Source organism: Rhodobacter sp. 4.3.4 (genome assembly GCF_058724655.1).
On the sequence record NZ_CM178967.1, the window covers coordinates 2,580,273 to 2,595,521 of the forward strand.

The window sequence follows — 15,249 nt, forward strand, 5'->3', positions numbered from 1 at the left end:
AAATGACCGATCGATCGCGCAGACGGTGGTGATCCCGGATCGTTTCATGCCGCACCTCTGCCCGGAGGGTTGCGCAACACCCGATCACAAGCAAGTGAAAAGCGGGGAGAAATTCTCCCCGCGGCGCAATCCGGGCGAAGCCTCTACCTGCGCGCGATACGGCCATCGACCGTCGCCGCATAGGGCGAGTGCTTTGCCAGAAATTCCGCCGTCACATCGGCCAGATCGGGGCCGAAGTCATAGGCGTTCATCCCCTCGGCCGCGAACATCCTGTAGCCGTCGCCACCGCCGCGCAGGAAGTTGTTCGTCACCACGCCGTAGGTCGCTGTGGGCTCCAGCGGCGCCCAGCCGAGCGCGGTCGCCACCTGCACCGCGCTGACACGCGCCCCCGCGGGCTTTGCCAGATCGAAGCTGAATTTCAGCCCGGCCACCTGCGGAAACCGCCCCTCGCCCTCCTCGACCGCGCTGACACCGTTTTCCAGCGCCGCCAAAATCGTCGCGCCCTTCGCCTCGAAGGTCGAGAGCGTGTTCTGGAACGGCAGCACCGTCAGCACCTCGCCCATCGTCACCGGCCCGGCATCGATCGACGCCCGCAAGCCCCCGCCATTGGTGATCGCAATGCGGATGCCCTGCCCCTTGACGCGGTCCAGCATCGCTTCTGTCACCAGATTGCCCATCGCACATTCCATCTGCCGGCAATGATCGCGCGCGCCGTCGATCTCGGTGCTGCTTTCGGCAACGACCTTGTCGCGGATCTTCTGCAAGGGCTTCGCCAGCTCCGCCACCCGCGCCGCCACCGCCGCATCGGGCGTGACCGAGGCGTCAAGCAGGATCGGTTCCCCGCCCGCCGATTTCAGATTGCCCGCATCGTCGAAGGTCAGCACCAGATGGCCGAGGTATTTCGAATAGGCATAGGCCGAGACGACCGGCACCCCGCCGACCATCGTCGGATAGGCGGCGCCATCCTTGCCAAAAAGCGTGTGCGAATGCCCGCCCACCACCGCGTCAATCCCCGGAACGGCGGCGGCGATCTGCTGGTCCTTGACGAAACCGGTATGCGGGATCGCGATGATCTTCGTCACGCCCTGATCGGTCAGCGCCTGCACATCGGCCTTCAGACTTTCGATCTCGTCCTGAAAGACAATGTCCGGCCCGGGCGAGGACGTTTCCACCGTATCGGTGGCCAAAGCCGAGACGAGACCAATCGTCTCGCCCCCGACCTGCAGCACGACGGTATCGGCAATCTTGTCTTTAAGCGATGTTCGGCTCAGATCCAGGTTGCCGGAAAGCAGTGGAAATTGCACTTTTCCAACAAAGGCCGCCAAACCCTCGGGACCGTCATCGAATTCGTGATTGCCCAGGGCCATCGCATCATAGCCGATCTTCGACATGAACTCGGCCGTGTCCGCGCCCTTGTAGCTGGTGTAGAACAGCGAGCCCTGAAACTGGTCGCCCGCATCCAGCACGATCACGTTCTGCCCCGCCAGCTCGGCCCGCAGCGCCGCCACCTTGGCCGCGACGCGCGCGATGCCACCAAAACATTTCGCCGCGGCCGCGTCCTTCTCGGAACAGGTGCTGTCGTATTTGTTGATCTCTTCGATGCGCGAATGCAGATCATTGGTGTGCAGGATGTGCAGCGTGTAATCGGCCTGGGCGGTCCCGGCGCTCAGCGCCAGCGCGGCAGGGGCAAGCAGCAGACGGACGGACATTCGATCCTCCTCGGTTGGGAATGGGCTGACTGTGACGCGCGCGGGGCGGCGCTGTCAAAACCGGATTGTGCTTTTCAGTGACCGCCACCGTGACAGCGCCATGACGAAAGCCCGCAGCCGGGGATTGACCATTTTCCGGGCAAAGGGCATGAAACCTGCATGCTGATCTACAAGATCTTCCGCCGCCCCGAATGGGATGCGCTTTGTGCCGCGGGTGAAACCGCGGGGGCTCCCATCGATCTGGCCGATGGCTATATCCACTTTTCCACTGCCGCGCAGGTCGTCGAAACCGCGGCGAAACATTTCGCCACGGAAAGCGATCTGGTGCTGGTGGCGGTGGCGATCGAACCGCTGGGCGCCGATCTGAAATGGGAAGTGTCGCGGGGTGGCGCACTTTTCCCCCATCTTTACCGCCGCTTGCGCCGGGCCGATGTGGTGTGGGACACCGCGCTGCCGCTCGGCCTGTGCGGCCATATTTTTCCCGAGGCGCTGTTATGAACATCACCGAACGGCTGGGGCTGACGCTCCTGCACGGGCTTGACCCGGAAACTGCGCATGGTCTGGCGCTGAAAGCCCTGCAGATGGGTCTGCTGCGCGGCTCTGGCCCGGTGACGGGCGCGCGGCTGACAACCACGGTCGCGGGGCTCGCGCTGCCCAATCCGGTCGGGCTGGCGGCGGGATTCGACAAGAATGCAGTGGCTTTGGCGGCCCTGATGCGGTCGGGCTTCGGCTTTCTCGAGGTGGGCGCCGCGACGCCGCGCCCGCAGGAGGGCAATCCGAGGCCGCGGCTCTGGCGGCTGGCGGAAGATCGCGCGGTGATCAACCGTTTCGGCTTCAACAACGAGGGGATGGAGCCGATCGCGGCCCGTCTGGCGGCGCGGCCTGCGGGCGTGCCGGTCGGGCTGAACCTTGGCGCGAACAAGGACAGCGCCGACCGGGCCGCCGATTTCGCCACGGTGCTGAAGCGCACCGGCGCGCATATCGACTTTGCCACGGTGAATGTCTCCTCGCCCAATACTGAAAAGCTGCGCGAGCTGCAGGGCAAGGAGGCGCTCTCGGCGCTTTTGCGCGGCGTGCTGGCTGCCCGTGCCGAGCTGTCCCGTCCGCTGCCGGTTTTCCTGAAGATCGCGCCGGATCTGAGCCTCAACGAGCTGGAGGACGTGGCCGAGGTCGCCCATGCTGTGGGGATCGACGGGATCGTGGCGACGAACACGACGCTTTCGCGTGAAGGTTTGAAAAGTGCAAGTTCAAGCCAGGCTGGCGGGCTTTCGGGCGCGCCTTTGTTCGAAAAGTCCACGCGGGTTTTGGCGCAGCTGTCGAAACTGACGGATGGAAAATTGCCGCTGATCGGCGTGGGCGGGATTTCTTCGGCCGAGGAGGCCTATGAAAAGATCCGCGCCGGGGCCTCGGCGGTGCAGCTTTACTCGGCGATGGTCTACAAGGGGATCGGCCTGGCGGCCGAGGTGGCCCGCGGCCTGGATGCGCTTTTGGCGCGCGATGGCTTTGCCTCGGTCGCAGAAGCGGTGGGCACCGGGCGCAGCCGCTGGCTGTGATCCGGCCGACGCGGCGGGGGGGCGGCGCCCCCCGCCTTCGGGTCACCCCCGGTTCATCCGGTTGTCGATCAGCTCCTGCACCACGCCCGGATCGGCCAGCGTCGAGATGTCGCCCAAGCTCCCATAGTCGTTCTCGGCGATCTTGCGCAGAATCCGGCGCATGATCTTGCCCGAGCGCGTCTTCGGCAGACCCGGCGCCCATTGGATCAGATCCGGGGACGCGATCGGCCCGATCTCGGTGCGCACCCATTTCACCAGATCCTTGCGCAGATCCTCGCTGGGGTCGATCCCGTTCATCAGGGTCACATAGGCGTAGATGCCCTGGCCCTTGATGTCATGCGGATAGCCCACCACCGCGGCTTCGGCCACTTGCGGATGCGCGACCAGCGCCGATTCCACCTCGGCCGTGCCCATCCGGTGCCCCGAGACGTTGATCACGTCATCGACCCGGCCGGTGATCCAGTAATAACCATCCTTGTCGCGACGGCAGCCGTCGCCGGTGAAATAGTAGCCGCGATACTGGCCGAAATAGGTCTCCTGGAAGCGGTCGTGATCGCCCCAGACCGTGCGCATCTGACCGGGCCAGCTGTCGGAAATGCACAGCACCCCCTCGCATTCCACCTCGCCGATCCGCACCGCCGTCTGCGGGTCCAGAACCACCGGCTTCACCCCAAAGAACGGGTTCGTCGCCGAGCCCGGTTTCGTCGGCGTCGCGCCGGGCAAGGGCGTGATCATGTGCCCGCCGGTCTCGGTCTGCCAGAAGGTGTCGACGATCGGACATTTCCCTTTTCCGACATATTTGTCGTACCAGACCCAGGCCTCGGGGTTGATCGGCTCGCCCACCGAGCCAAGGACGCGCAGCGAGGAAAGGTCATATTTCTCAACCCATTCCGGGCCCTGACCCATCAGCGCGCGGATCGCCGTCGGCGCGGTGTAGAACTGATTGACCTTGTGCTTTTCGCACACCGCCCAGAACCGGCCCGGATCGGGGAAGGTCGGCACGCCCTCGAACATCACCGTCGTCGCGCCGTTGGCCAGCGGCCCGTAGATGATGTAGCTGTGCCCGGTCACCCAGCCCACATCGGCGGTGCACCAGAACACATCGCCGTCCTTGTAGTCGAACGTATACTGATGCGTCATCGCGGCATAGACGAGGTAGCCGCCGGTGGTGTGCACGACGCCCTTCGGCTTGCCGGTCGAGCCCGAGGTGTAAAGGATGAAGAGCGGATCTTCCGCATTCATCGGCCGCGGCGGGCATTCGGGGCTGACGTGCTCCATCAGGTACAAAAGGTCGACATCGCGGCCATGCACCCAGCTGATCTGATCGCCGGTGTGCTTGACCACCAGGCAGCGCACCTTGTCCGAGCAGTGCAGCAGCGCGGCATCGGTGTTCGCTTTCAGCGGCGTGCGGCGGCCACCGCGCGGCGCGGTGTCGGCGGTGATGACGAGCTTGGCACCGCAATCATTGATCCGGTTCGCCAGCGCATCGGGCGAAAAGCCCGCGAAAACAATGGAATGGATGGCGCCGATCCGGGCGCAGGCAAGCATCGCATAGGCGGCCTCGGGGATCATCGGCAGGTAGATCACCACCCGGTCGCCGCGCATGATGCCCTGCGAAAGCAGCACATTCGCCATCCGGTTCACCTTTTCGGACAGCTCCTTGTAGGTGATGTGCTTGGCCGGTTCGGCCGGATCATCGGGTTCGAAGATGATCGCCGTTTGCAGCGCGCGGTCGCGCAGGTGGCGGTCGATGCAATTGACCGAGGCGTTCAGCACGCCATCCTCGAACCATTTGATCGAGACCTTGCCGAAGGTGAAATCGGTATTCTTGACCTTGGTATAGGGGGTGATCCAGTCGAGCCGCTTGCCCTCGCGGCCCCAGAACGCATCCGGGTTCTCGATCGAGTCCCGATACATCTCCAGATATTTCGCGCCATCCGCATGCGCCGTCTCAAACCCAGCCGGAACCTCCCGAAGCGCAGGCGCGACGATCCCCTGATCTTGAATACCCATCTGTCCCTCCCTCTCTGACGGCGCGTCACGGGCCGCAGAAACCCGTCACACCCCAAGGCATCATTCCCCTAGGGCAATGTAAAGGGATTGTCACACCCAATGTAATTGTCCATTCCGACTGTGGGATTTTGTAAATTCGTTCACAGTCAGGTCCGGTTTTTTTGTAAATTTCTTGAGTTTCCCGTCCTGTTCACGCTTTCGGGAGCAAGGGCGCGGGCGCAGGCGGGAGAGCCGGGATGCGCCGCGGCGATCTGCCGCGGCGGGGCTTGTCGCGCAGGCATCCGCGACACGGGCCGAATCGCCCTCAGGCGGCGTCGAGCCTGGCCAGCGCCGCCTCGGTATCGGGGCAATAGCACAGCAGCGGTTCGGCCAAGCCCTGCGCGCGCATCGCCGCCTCGATCGCGGGCGTGGCGCCCAGCACCATCAGCCGCTCGCCCCGGCGCCCCAGTTTCTGCGCCATCTGTCCGATCATCCGCGCCCCGGTGCTGTCGACGAAGCCGACCTCGGACACGTCGAGCAGGATCGCCCGCGGATAGCTGGCGATCCGGTCCAGCACCGAGCCAAGCCGTGCCACCGAACCGAAAAACACCGCGCCGCGCAGGTGATAGGTGACGACATCGCGACGCGCGGGCCCGGCGCTGCGGGCATGCGTGGCGCCCTCGTCCAGCGCCGTCATCTCGGACATGCGACGGATGAAGACCAGCCCGCCCAGCGCGAAGCCGATCACGATGCCCTCGGCCAGATCGCGGAAAATCACGACGACGAAGGTCACGATCAGCACCAGTGCATCGCCCCTGGAAGACCGGATCAGTGCCGCCATCTCGTGCCGCTCGATCATGTTCCAGGCGACGATGCCCAAAAGCCCGGCCAGCGCCGCCAGCGGAATGTAGCCCGCCAGAGGCGCGGCGACGATCATGAAACCAAGGATGAACAGCGCATGAAACATCCCCGCCGCGGGGCCGCTGGCGCCGGCGCGGACATTGGTTGCGGTGCGCGCGATGGTGCCGGTGACGCAAAAGCCGCCAAACAGCGCCGCCCCCATATTGGCGATGCCCTGCGCGACAAGTTCCATGTTCGAGCGATGCTGCGTGCCCGACATGCCATCGGCAACCATCGCCGACAAAAGCGACTCGATCGCGCCCAGAAGGGTGAAGCTGAAGGCCCAGGGCAGCGCTGCCCGCAGCGTCTCAAGCGAGATCTCGGGCAGGGCCGGGGCGGGCAGAAGCCGCGGCAGGCCGCCAAAACGCGACTGGATCGTCTCGACCGGCAGGTTCAGCAGCGTCGCGGCGAGCGTGATCGTGGCGATGCCCAGAAGCAGGCTGGGCAGGCGGGGGGCAAAGCGCTTGAGCGCCTCGATCAGGAGGACGGTGGCCAGCGCCACGCCCACCGCGGCCGGGCTGACCGTATCCCGCGCCGCCCAGAGCGCGGCCAGTTTCTGCAAGATCGGCCCGGGCTCGCCGCCCGCCAGGGTCAGCCCGGCCATATCCTTGATCTGGCTGGCGAAAATGATCACCCCGATGCCCGAGGTAAAGCCAACCGTGACCGGATAGGGCATGTAGCGGATGGTTGATCCAAGCCGCAACAGCCCCAGCACCGCCAGCATCAGCCCGGAAAGGAACGTCGCCAGCACCAGCCCCGCAACCCCGGTCGTGGTGACACAGGCCATCACCAGCACGATGAAGGCCCCGGCCGGACCGCCGATCTGGAACCGCGACCCGCCCAGAGCCGAGATCAGGAAGCCGCCGATGATCGCGGTGAACAGGCCCCGCTCCGGCCCCACCCCCGAGGCGATGGCGATCGCCATCGACAGCGGCAGCGCGACAATCGCCACCGTCAGCCCGGCCAGGAGATCGGCACGCAGCCGCCCCAGATCGTAGCCCTCGGCAAAGGCGGTGACGGACATCGGCAAAAGGGGCTCGGCCCCGACCCTTGCGGGCAGGCTCTCGTTGCGCATGGCGACTTCTTCGTTATGGATAGGGGCAGCAAACAGCGCCGCCAGGGTCGCTGTCAAGCCTGATGCCCTCACCATTCGGAGAGCCGATGACCGAAACCCCGAAAGATCCCGTGCAACCCGCCGATGATCAGGCCCGGCAGCTGGCGCAGGACCTGATCACCGCGGCGCGGTTCGGCGCCCTGGGCGTGATCGACCCCGAGACCGGCTTTCCCATGGTCAGCCGCATCGCCCTTGGCGCGACGCCCGAGGGCGGGCTTTGCACGCTGGTCTCGGGGCTTTCAGCGCATTCGCGCGCCTTGCGGGAAGATCCGCGGGTCTCGCTTCTGCTGGGCGAGCCCGGCCCGAAGGGCGATCCGCTGGCCCATCCGCGCCTGACGCTTCTGGCCACGGCCATGCCCCTGCCCCGGACCGCAGCGCTGCATGCGCGCTGGCTGCGCGATCACCCCAAGGCGAAGCTCTACATCGATCTGCCCGATTTCTTCTTCGTCGGCTTCTCGTTGCACGCGGGGGCACTGAACGGCGGCTTTGGCCGCGCCTTTCGTCTTGCCCCCGCGGATCTCAGCTGAGGCCGCGCCTCAGTTCGGGGTGTCCATCCGGATCACCAGGTTGATCTTGCCCTTGGCGGCCTCGGGCCAGGTGACATTGACCAGCTTTTTCGACGTGCCCTGCTCGGCGGTGATGAAGGGCATGGCGGTCACCCGCGCCCCCGCGGCATTGGTGATCGCCCCCACCGCCACCAGGCTTTCGACATTCCGCGCCCAGCCGCCAAAGGGCAGATAGGCCGAGGCATCAGCGCTCCAGACCGATTGCGCGCTCGACTGCGTCACCTGCACCATCACCGGGTTCACCGTCATCTGGTTGACCGCGTTGAAGATGTTGTTCTCGAAGGTGATGTTGCGCATGCGGGAATAGTCGAGATCGGCAAAGCTCGTGTCCACCTTCTCGATCCGGTTGATATTGCCATTGAGCGACTTGAAGACATTGTTCGACACCGTCAGCCCCTGGATGTAATGGCCGCTGCCATAGGGCTTGATCGAGATCCAGGTCACCCAGGCCGCGACATCATCCATGATGCAGGTGTTGCCGGTCAGCGTCAGCCCGCCAAAGGAATATTGCGTGCCAAGGTTCGGATCGGGCGAATACTCATTCGTCCATTCGATGAAGTTGTTGTCGATGTAATTGCCGGTCACCGTCGACTGCACGTTCGGCGCGGTGAAGACCAGCCCCGGCACCCGCGGCCCGTCCACCTGCCCGTCGCCCTGAAACCAGTGATTGCCCACGATCACATGGCCGGTGCCGTCCAGGACCATCGTCGTGCCGAAACGCACGAAGCGCGAATCCCGGATCTTCGTGTCATTCGCATTGACATTGACACAGACCGAGGTCCGGGTCTCGACATTGACATCCATCTCGTTCGACAGGAAGTCGCAGCGGTCGATGTAAAGGTTCTGGCAGCCCCGCCCGATCGAGGTGATGGCGCGGTCCTTCGGCTTCACCATCCAGCAGTCGCGCAGCCCGAAGGTGTCGCCCTCGCGCGCCAGCAGGATGCCGCTGGCGAACCCGCCCAGCAGGAATTCGACATTGTCGATGGTGAAGCGGGACAGAGAGTCGAAGCCGGAAAAGTCGAGCGCATATTTGTAGCGCCGGAACGTGTAGCTGCGCGTGCCCGAGCCGCCGTAAAGCGGTTGCGACAGCGTCAGCTTGGCGGCGCCGGGATCGACCGCCTGCACATAGACCTCGCGGCCGACGCCGGTGCCGCTCACCCGCGCGCCCACCGGGATATTGGCGATATTGGTCACATTGCTCAGGATCGTCGGTTGCGCGGTGGAATAGGTCGCGTTCGAGGTGACGGTGACGGTGGCCCAGGCCGCAGTGTCGCTGACCGAGATCTGCCCGTTCGCCAGCACCCGCCGGTTCGCCCAGCTCGAGGTGTCGGGCACCGCCGCCCTGACATCGATCGGCCCGGTCAGCTCGACGCGCCGCCCGCACAGGTCGAAAACGTTGTTGTCGGTATAGGACAACAGCGCCTGCAAGCCCTTCTTCAGCCCCAGCTCCTCATCGCCAAAGGCTTGCGCATAGGTCGGAAAATCGAAATTCTTCTGCAGCACCAGCCGCGCCGCGGTCGGCATGCTCAGCGTGCCGGTGAAGCGGATCGGGCTGTCGATCGACAGCGACGAGGCGATGCGATAGCTGCCCGCGGGCACGACCAGGCTGCGCCCGTCGGCGGCGGCATCGGCGGCCAGAAAGGCGGCGCGGTCATCGGTCGTGCCGTCGCCTTTCGCGCCATAGTCGCGCACATCGACCACATCCATCAGATCGCGCAGGAAGGCCTCGGTGATATCCTCGATGACGATATCCTCGATCCGCACCACGCCCCCGGTCTGCCCGGTCAGATCAAGCCCGAAATGGCCATAGGCGGGTGCCGTGCCCCAGGCCATGTCAACGCCCGTGCGCGTGCCCGAGCCGACGATCGCCTGCACCGTCACCACCTTGCCATAGCTGGTCAGCGTGACCGAACTGCCCACTTCGACCAGCCCGGTCACATGCGCATTCGCCGCGCTCATCGCATAGCCCGCGATCCGCACCGCACAGAAATTGCCCGAGACCGCCTTCACCTTGGCGGTGATGCGCAGATAGACGCCGGGCAGGATCGGCGTCTGCCCCATCCAGCGCAGCTTCTGCGTGCTTTGGGTCTTCACCAGCTCCAGACAGGAGCCGAAATCGGCATCCGCCGGCACCAGCACCGCATTCGCAGCCCCGGCATAGCTGGCCGAGCCCGCCGTGCCATTCTCGCTCGACCATTGGCCCAGCCCCAGTTCGAACGCAGGGGGGGTCAGGTTCACCCCGTCAGTGATCGCGATATTCATCCCAGACTCCTTCATGTTCAGCCCCCCGCGCCACGGCAGGCGCCCACCGGCCGCGGCGCGAACACGCCGCGCGACCGCCCATGGCGCTGCGCAGGATCGGGGATTTCACCGGGAGATCGCACCCGGTCCAAGCAGAACTAGCCGCGAAGATTGAAGAAGACCTGACGACAGCGCGCGCTGCCCGGGCCCCGGACAACGCGCGCAAAGGTATTTCTTATCAGTGATTTAAGACCGTAATCAGGGCTTGATCAGCCCGCCCGCCAGCGCGGTCTCCATCAGCGCGATGGTTTCGCGCACGCCATAAAGCGCGATGAAGCCGCCAAAGCGCGGCCCTTGGCTTTGGCCCAGCAGCACTTCGTAAAGCGCGGTGAACCAGTCCCGCAGCGGCTCGAACCCATGCGCGGTGCCGACGGCGAACACGATCGTTTGCAGCCCCTCGGACGGGTCTTCGAACTGCTCGTGCAGATCGGTCGCAGGCAGCGCCTTCAGCCGCGCCAACAGATCCTCCATCGCCGCGCGTTCCTTGTCCGTGGGCAGCCGGAAGGTCCGGGTCGGCGCGACGAAATCATGGAAATAGCGCACCGCAAAGCCCGCCGCCGCGTCCAGATCGGGATGGGTCTCGGGCGTGGCTTCCGGCGCATAGCGCTTGATGAAGCCCCAAAGCCCGGCCTTGTCGCTTGCCCCCGCCACCGAGGCGAGGTTGAGCAGCATCGCAAACGGCACCACCAGGTTCGACTCGGGCGGCTGGCCGCCGTGGATGTGCCAGACCGGGTTGTCGATCTGCTTCTCGACCGGCTGGGTCGGATAGGCGCGCAGCTGCTGGTGGTATTCATCCACCGCTTTCGGGATCACATCCCACCACAGCCGCTTCGCCGTCTTCGGCTTTTGATACATGAAATAGGACAGGCTTTCGGTCGCCGCATAGCTCAGCCATTCGTCGATCGTCAGCCCGTTGCCCTTCGATTTCGAGATCTTCTGCCCCTGATCGTCCAGGAACAGCTCATAGGTGAAATGCTCGGGCTTGCGGCCGCCCAGCACCTCGCAAATGCCGTCATAAATCGGCGTGTTGGTCGAGTGGTCCTTGCCATACATCTCGAAATCGACATCCAGCGCCGCCCAGCGCATGCCGAAATCGGGCTTCCACTGCAGCTTCACCTTGCCGCCCGTCACCGGCAGCGTCCATTCGCGCCCGTCCTCGTCGTCAAAGGTGATCAGCCCGTTTTTCGCATCGACATGCTTCATCGGCACATACAGCACGCGCCCGGTTTCCGGGTGGATCGGCAGGAAGCAGGAATAGGTCTGCTGGCGCTCTTCGCGGAGGGATTTCAGCATGATCGCCATGATCGCCTCATAGCGTTCGGCGCAAAGCATCAGCATCTCGTCGAACTTGCCGGACTTGTAATAATCCGTCGCGCTGGCGAATTCATAGTCGAACCCGAAGGTGTCCAGAAACCGGCGCAGCATGGCGTTGTTGTGATTGCCGAAACTGTCGAACTCGCCGAACGGATCGGGCACGGCGGTCAGCGGCTTCTGGATATTCGCGTAAAGCAGCTCCTGCTGCGGCACGTTTTCGGGCACCTTGCGCATGCCGTCCATATCGTCGGAAAAGCACAAAAGCCGCGTCGGAATGTCCGAGATGATCTCGAAGGCGCGGCGGATCATCGTCGTGCGCGCCACCTCGCCGAAGGTGCCGATATGCGGCAGACCCGAGGGGCCATAGCCGGTCTCGAACAGCACATGGCCCTTTTTCGGCGGCGCCTTTTCGTAGCGTTTGAGCACCCGGCGCGCTTCCTCGAAAGGCCAGGCTTTGGAGTTCATCGCAGCGTCGCGCAGGGTGGTCATGGCAAATCCTCATCCGGGCGCCCCATGCGCCTCGCGCCTGACCTATTGAACGAGGCCTGAAACGTCAATAATTCTTGCGGCAGAGCCAGAAAAGGAAACCCCCGTGACCGACACCCTTCCCTCGCTTTCGCCGCAGGATGCGCTCGTTGCCGTGATGGTGGCCGTTTCGGCCTCCGACGCCACGATCCGCACCGCCGAGCTGGTCGCCATTGAGCGGATGGTGAACCACATGCCGATCTTCGCCACCTATGACATCGACCGCATCCGCATCGTGGCGCAGACCGTCTATGCGCTTTTCGAGGAGGAGGAGGGGCTTGCCGCCCTGTTCGGTCTCGTGCGCGAGGCGCTGCCCGAAAAGCTCTTCGAGACCGCCTATGCGCTGGCCTGCGACGTGGCGGCGGCCGATGGCGTGCTGCACCAGCCCGAATTGCGCATGCTCGAGGAAATCCGCGACGAGCTGGCGATCGACCGGCTGCATGCGGTGGCGATCGAATGGGGCGCGCGGGTGCGTCACGTCAAGCTCTGACAGCCGCCCGATGCGGACAAGACCCGCATCCAGCCGCAAAGCCGATTGACACCGCCCCCGCCCGCCCCCATCTTCAGCGGGCCTTGGTCCTGCGGCACGCTGCCGCAGGGTAATAGGGAAGCCGGTGCAACTCCGGCGCTGCCCCCGCAACTGTAAGCGGCGAGCCTTCTGCAACACCCACTGGCCCCGGCCGGGAAGGGGCAGCAGGCGCCCGAGCCGCAAGCCAGGAGACCTGCCAGGCCAAAGACCATCCCGGGCGGCGGGCCCGGAGGCATGGAGCCCGCCTGCGCGGGCCGCGCCTGTCCGCCCTCGGCCCGACACAACGGAGCGGCCAGGCCATGGAACCGAAAGACACGACGACGAACACCGCCTTCAAGGGCTACACGAACACCAGCTGCCCGTTCCTGCCCTGCCATCCGGGGGTGAAACGCGCCTTCAACTGCCTGTTTTGCTACTGCCCGCTGATCGCCTATGAATGCCCCGGCCCCTATCAGACCTACACCGACCGCAACGGGTTGACGCGCAAGGATTGTTCCGCCTGCACCCTGCCCCATGACGGGCACGAGCAATCCTGGAACTTCATCCAGAAATGGCTGGAATACCCGCAGCCCTGGTCGGGCAAGCCGCAGACCGAACCGCCCACCGCCCGCCCGCGTCCGCCGGGATCGACCGATCAGCCGTAAAGCGTCGCCCAGCGGGTGATCAGCTGGCTTTGCAGCAGTTTCGAGCGCCCGACCCAGCCGCGCGAGCCCTCCGCCTGCTCGGCGTCGCGCGATTTCGCCCGCCGCGCCAGATCGCCGGTGAAGATCGCGAAGGTCAGCTCGGTGCCGTCGGGCGCCGTGATATAGCCCGTCAGCGTCGAGACGAAATTCAGCGTCCCGGTCTTCGCATCGACGCGGATCTGCGCGCCCTTGACCTTGCCGCCCGCCTCGTCGCGCAGGTTGAAGGGCTTCATCAGGCCCCGCAGCCCGACCTTCGGCCCCAAAAGCGTCACCGCCTTGACCATCTCGATCGGCGCGATCCGGTCATCGCCGCCCAGCCCCGAATGATCGACAAACCGCGCCCGCGTGCCGCCCAGCCGCCCGCTCAGCCAGTCGCTCATCGCCGCCCCCGAGGCGCCGCGCGCCGCATTCGCCCCCCGCGCCGCCGTCGCCGTCATCCCCACCGCCTCGGCGGTGATGTTGGTCGAATATTTCATCATCGAGCGCAGGATCTTCGGCAGCACCTCCGAGGGCTGGCTCACCAGCACCTGCGCCCCCGCGGGCAGCGCCCGCACCGGCTCGGGGGCGGGCAGATCGATGCCGCGCGCCCGCGCCAGCGTCTGGAACACATCGCCCGCATAGGCCTCGGGCAGCCGCACCGGCAACCAGCGGCTGCCGTCCTTGCCCAGCGCGCTTGCCGCCACCGTCCAATGCTCGCGCCCGCCCGCCTGCCGATACTCGAACAGCGGCGCCTGCCGCGATACCGCCGCCACCTCGGCGGTATAGACCTTGGGCACATGGCGCTCGGACCGCGCATCCATCGCCAGCGCATAGCCGCCCTTGGCCCGCTTCCACTCGAAATGGACGCGGTTGTAATTCAGGATCAGCCCGGAAATCGCCGGGTTGTAGCCCACATGCACCGGCTGATCGGCCGCGATCGCCTCGGCATAGGGCAGCGCGCCGCCCCAGACCAGAAACCGCCCGCGCACGCCGGTCACGCCCCGTTGCGCCAGCGCCGCCGCCAGATCGGCCAGCCCGTCGGTGCTCAGCGTCGGATCGCCGCCCCCCGCCAGGATAAGATCGCCCTCGACCCGCCCGCCCGCAACCGGCCCCGTCGCCAGCACCCGGGTCTGAAACCGGAACTGCGGCCCCAGCGTTTCCAGCGCATAAAGCGTGGTGATCGCTTTCGCGGTCGAGGCGGGCGCCATCGGTTTCGTGCCGCCGCGCGCCTCCAGCACCAGCCCGCTGCGCGCATCGGCCACCACATAGCCGACATCGCCGCCCAGCCGCGCTGCCGCGATCAGCTCCTCGCCCGACAGCAGCCGCAGCGCCGCCCCCTCGGCCCGCAAGACCGCAGGCATGGCCAGACCAGCCCCCGCCCCCAGCATCCCGCCCAGGATCTTCCGCCGCGTCACGTCCATGCCCGTCTCCCTTCCGCTGCGCCGCGCCAATCGCCCCCGGCCCGGATCGCGGAGGAGGACAGGTCCGACATCGGCATCTGCACGAAACACCAGGCGGGCAAGTCCGCGCAAGCCAGATGCCGCGCCTGCGCCGCCCCAAGCCGGGCGCGCGCGAAGATCCGGGCCGCAAGCGCCTGCCGCGCCACCATCCGATGCCCCGGCCGCGCCAGCACCCCCACCGGCACCGCCGCCAGAATCGACCGCCAGTCCTCCCAGCGGTGGAACTGCGCCAGATTGTCCGCGCCCATCAGCCAGACGAATCGCACGCCCGGATAAAGCGCCTTCAGCCGCGCCAGCGTCTGCGCCGTGTAGCGCGTGCCCAGGCCCGCCTCGAGCCCGGTGATCACCACTTTCGGATCGGGCATCACCCGGCGCGCCCGGGCGATGCGCTGCGCCATCGGCGCCGGACCGCGGCTTTTCAGCGGATTGCCCGGGCTGACCAGCCACCAGACCTGATCCAGTCCGAAGCGGCGCAGCGCCTCGCGGGTGATATGGGCATGCCCGGCATGGGCCGGGTCGAAAGACCCGCCCAGAAGGCCGATGCTCTGGCCGCGCGTGGCGATCGGAAACCCCTGTTTCATGCCCCTGCCCTACCCGATCGCTCCGGGCTGCGCCACCGGCTTG

12 protein-coding genes and 1 riboswitch are annotated in these 15,249 nt (G+C 65.9%); of the genes, 5 read left to right on the top strand and 7 right to left on the bottom strand.

Translation table 11 applies throughout. The features are described from left to right. Positions 1-143: 143 nt before the first annotated feature. Positions 144-1,709: a bifunctional metallophosphatase/5'-nucleotidase gene (locus AC4PTB_RS12660; protein WP_492190288.1), complete on the bottom strand. Its 1,566-nt coding sequence runs from the start codon at positions 1,707-1,709 to the stop codon at positions 144-146. 159 nt (positions 1,710-1,868) lie between these two features. Between AC4PTB_RS12660 and AC4PTB_RS12665 the strand changes: the two genes are divergently transcribed. Both AC4PTB_RS12665 and AC4PTB_RS12670 read left to right on the top strand, forming a co-directional pair. Continuing rightward, on the top strand, positions 1,869-2,207 hold the full coding sequence (locus tag AC4PTB_RS12665; protein WP_492190289.1) for a DUF952 domain-containing protein: 339 nt from the start codon (positions 1,869-1,871) through the stop codon (positions 2,205-2,207). Then, positions 2,204-3,262 carry a quinone-dependent dihydroorotate dehydrogenase gene (locus AC4PTB_RS12670; RefSeq protein WP_492190290.1) on the top strand — a complete coding sequence of 353 codons (1,059 nt, stop codon included), beginning with the start codon at positions 2,204-2,206 and terminating at the stop codon, positions 3,260-3,262. Before AC4PTB_RS12665 ends, AC4PTB_RS12670 begins: the two co-directional genes overlap by 4 nt. A 42-nt stretch (positions 3,263-3,304) precedes the next feature. Here AC4PTB_RS12670 and acs read toward each other — a convergent pair whose 3' ends face one another. Together acs and AC4PTB_RS12680 are read right to left on the bottom strand one after the other, a co-directional pair. Beyond that, complete coding sequence (gene acs / locus AC4PTB_RS12675; RefSeq protein ID WP_492190291.1) at positions 3,305-5,275, bottom strand: acetate--CoA ligase; 1,971 nt, start codon at positions 5,273-5,275, stop codon at positions 3,305-3,307. 304 nt (positions 5,276-5,579) lie between these two features. Then, the gene (locus AC4PTB_RS12680) at positions 5,580-7,229 is read right to left on the bottom strand and encodes a SulP family inorganic anion transporter (RefSeq protein WP_492190292.1); all 1,650 of its coding nucleotides are present in this window, start codon (positions 7,227-7,229) and stop codon (positions 5,580-5,582) included. A gap of 86 nt (positions 7,230-7,315) precedes the next feature. Between AC4PTB_RS12680 and AC4PTB_RS12685 the strand changes: the two genes are divergently transcribed. Beyond that, complete coding sequence (locus AC4PTB_RS12685) at positions 7,316-7,795, top strand: HugZ family pyridoxamine 5'-phosphate oxidase (protein WP_492190293.1); 480 nt, start codon at positions 7,316-7,318, stop codon at positions 7,793-7,795. Positions 7,796-7,804: 9 nt separating this feature from the next. On the opposite strand, the gene AC4PTB_RS12690 is transcribed toward AC4PTB_RS12685, so the two are convergent. Together AC4PTB_RS12690 and AC4PTB_RS12695 are read right to left on the bottom strand one after the other, a co-directional pair. Continuing rightward, positions 7,805-10,096 (bottom strand): glycosyl hydrolase family 28-related protein, encoded by a 2,292-nt coding sequence (locus AC4PTB_RS12690; protein ID WP_492190294.1) that lies wholly within the window; start codon positions 10,094-10,096, stop codon positions 7,805-7,807. A gap of 237 nt (positions 10,097-10,333) precedes the next feature. Next, the gene (locus AC4PTB_RS12695; RefSeq protein ID WP_492190295.1) at positions 10,334-11,938 is read right to left on the bottom strand and encodes a lysine--tRNA ligase; all 1,605 of its coding nucleotides are present in this window, start codon (positions 11,936-11,938) and stop codon (positions 10,334-10,336) included. A 103-nt stretch (positions 11,939-12,041) separates the two neighbouring features. Between AC4PTB_RS12695 and AC4PTB_RS12700 the strand changes: the two genes are divergently transcribed. Next, entirely contained in the window at positions 12,042-12,464 is a 423-nt protein-coding gene (locus tag AC4PTB_RS12700) for a tellurite resistance TerB family protein (protein WP_492190296.1), read from the top strand. Positions 12,465-12,531: 67 nt separating this feature from the next. Beyond that, positions 12,532-12,718, top strand: a riboswitch (cobalamin riboswitch). A gap of 84 nt (positions 12,719-12,802) precedes the next feature. Next, on the top strand, positions 12,803-13,147 hold the full coding sequence (locus AC4PTB_RS12705; RefSeq protein ID WP_492190297.1) for a cysteine-rich small domain-containing protein: 345 nt from the start codon (positions 12,803-12,805) through the stop codon (positions 13,145-13,147). On the opposite strand, the gene dacB is transcribed toward AC4PTB_RS12705, so the two are convergent. After that, on the bottom strand, positions 13,138-14,586 hold the full coding sequence (gene dacB, locus AC4PTB_RS12710) for a D-alanyl-D-alanine carboxypeptidase/D-alanyl-D-alanine endopeptidase (RefSeq protein WP_492190298.1): 1,449 nt from the start codon (positions 14,584-14,586) through the stop codon (positions 13,138-13,140). The two genes, AC4PTB_RS12705 and dacB, sit on opposite strands and share 10 nt — an antisense overlap. After that, positions 14,577-15,206: a nicotinate-nucleotide adenylyltransferase gene (locus tag AC4PTB_RS12715; protein ID WP_492190299.1), complete on the bottom strand. Its 630-nt coding sequence runs from the start codon at positions 15,204-15,206 to the stop codon at positions 14,577-14,579. Before AC4PTB_RS12715 ends, dacB begins: the two co-directional genes overlap by 10 nt. Positions 15,207-15,249: the final 43 nt, after the last annotated feature.

What these genes read in the sequence shown, in the direction of transcription:
- AC4PTB_RS12660 (WP_492190288.1), bottom strand. Translation starts at nt 1,709, where the DNA reads ATGTCCGTCCGTCTGCTGCTTGCCCCTGCCGCGCTGGCGCTGAGCGCC.
- acs (WP_492190291.1), bottom strand. Translation starts at nt 5,275, where the DNA reads ATGGGTATTCAAGATCAGGGGATCGTCGCGCCTGCGCTTCGGGAGGTT.
- AC4PTB_RS12685 (WP_492190293.1), top strand. Translation starts at nt 7,316, where the DNA reads ATGACCGAAACCCCGAAAGATCCCGTGCAACCCGCCGATGATCAGGCC.
- dacB (WP_492190298.1), bottom strand. Translation starts at nt 14,586, where the DNA reads ATGGACGTGACGCGGCGGAAGATCCTGGGCGGGATGCTGGGGGCGGGG.
- AC4PTB_RS12665 (WP_492190289.1), top strand. Translation starts at nt 1,869, where the DNA reads ATGCTGATCTACAAGATCTTCCGCCGCCCCGAATGGGATGCGCTTTGT.
- AC4PTB_RS12680 (WP_492190292.1), bottom strand. Translation starts at nt 7,229, where the DNA reads ATGCGCAACGAGAGCCTGCCCGCAAGGGTCGGGGCCGAGCCCCTTTTG.
- AC4PTB_RS12705 (WP_492190297.1), top strand. Translation starts at nt 12,803, where the DNA reads ATGGAACCGAAAGACACGACGACGAACACCGCCTTCAAGGGCTACACG.
- AC4PTB_RS12670 (WP_492190290.1), top strand. Translation starts at nt 2,204, where the DNA reads ATGAACATCACCGAACGGCTGGGGCTGACGCTCCTGCACGGGCTTGAC.
- AC4PTB_RS12690 (WP_492190294.1), bottom strand. Translation starts at nt 10,096, where the DNA reads ATGAATATCGCGATCACTGACGGGGTGAACCTGACCCCCCCTGCGTTC.
- AC4PTB_RS12715 (WP_492190299.1), bottom strand. Translation starts at nt 15,206, where the DNA reads ATGAAACAGGGGTTTCCGATCGCCACGCGCGGCCAGAGCATCGGCCTT.
- AC4PTB_RS12695 (WP_492190295.1), bottom strand. Translation starts at nt 11,938, where the DNA reads ATGACCACCCTGCGCGACGCTGCGATGAACTCCAAAGCCTGGCCTTTC.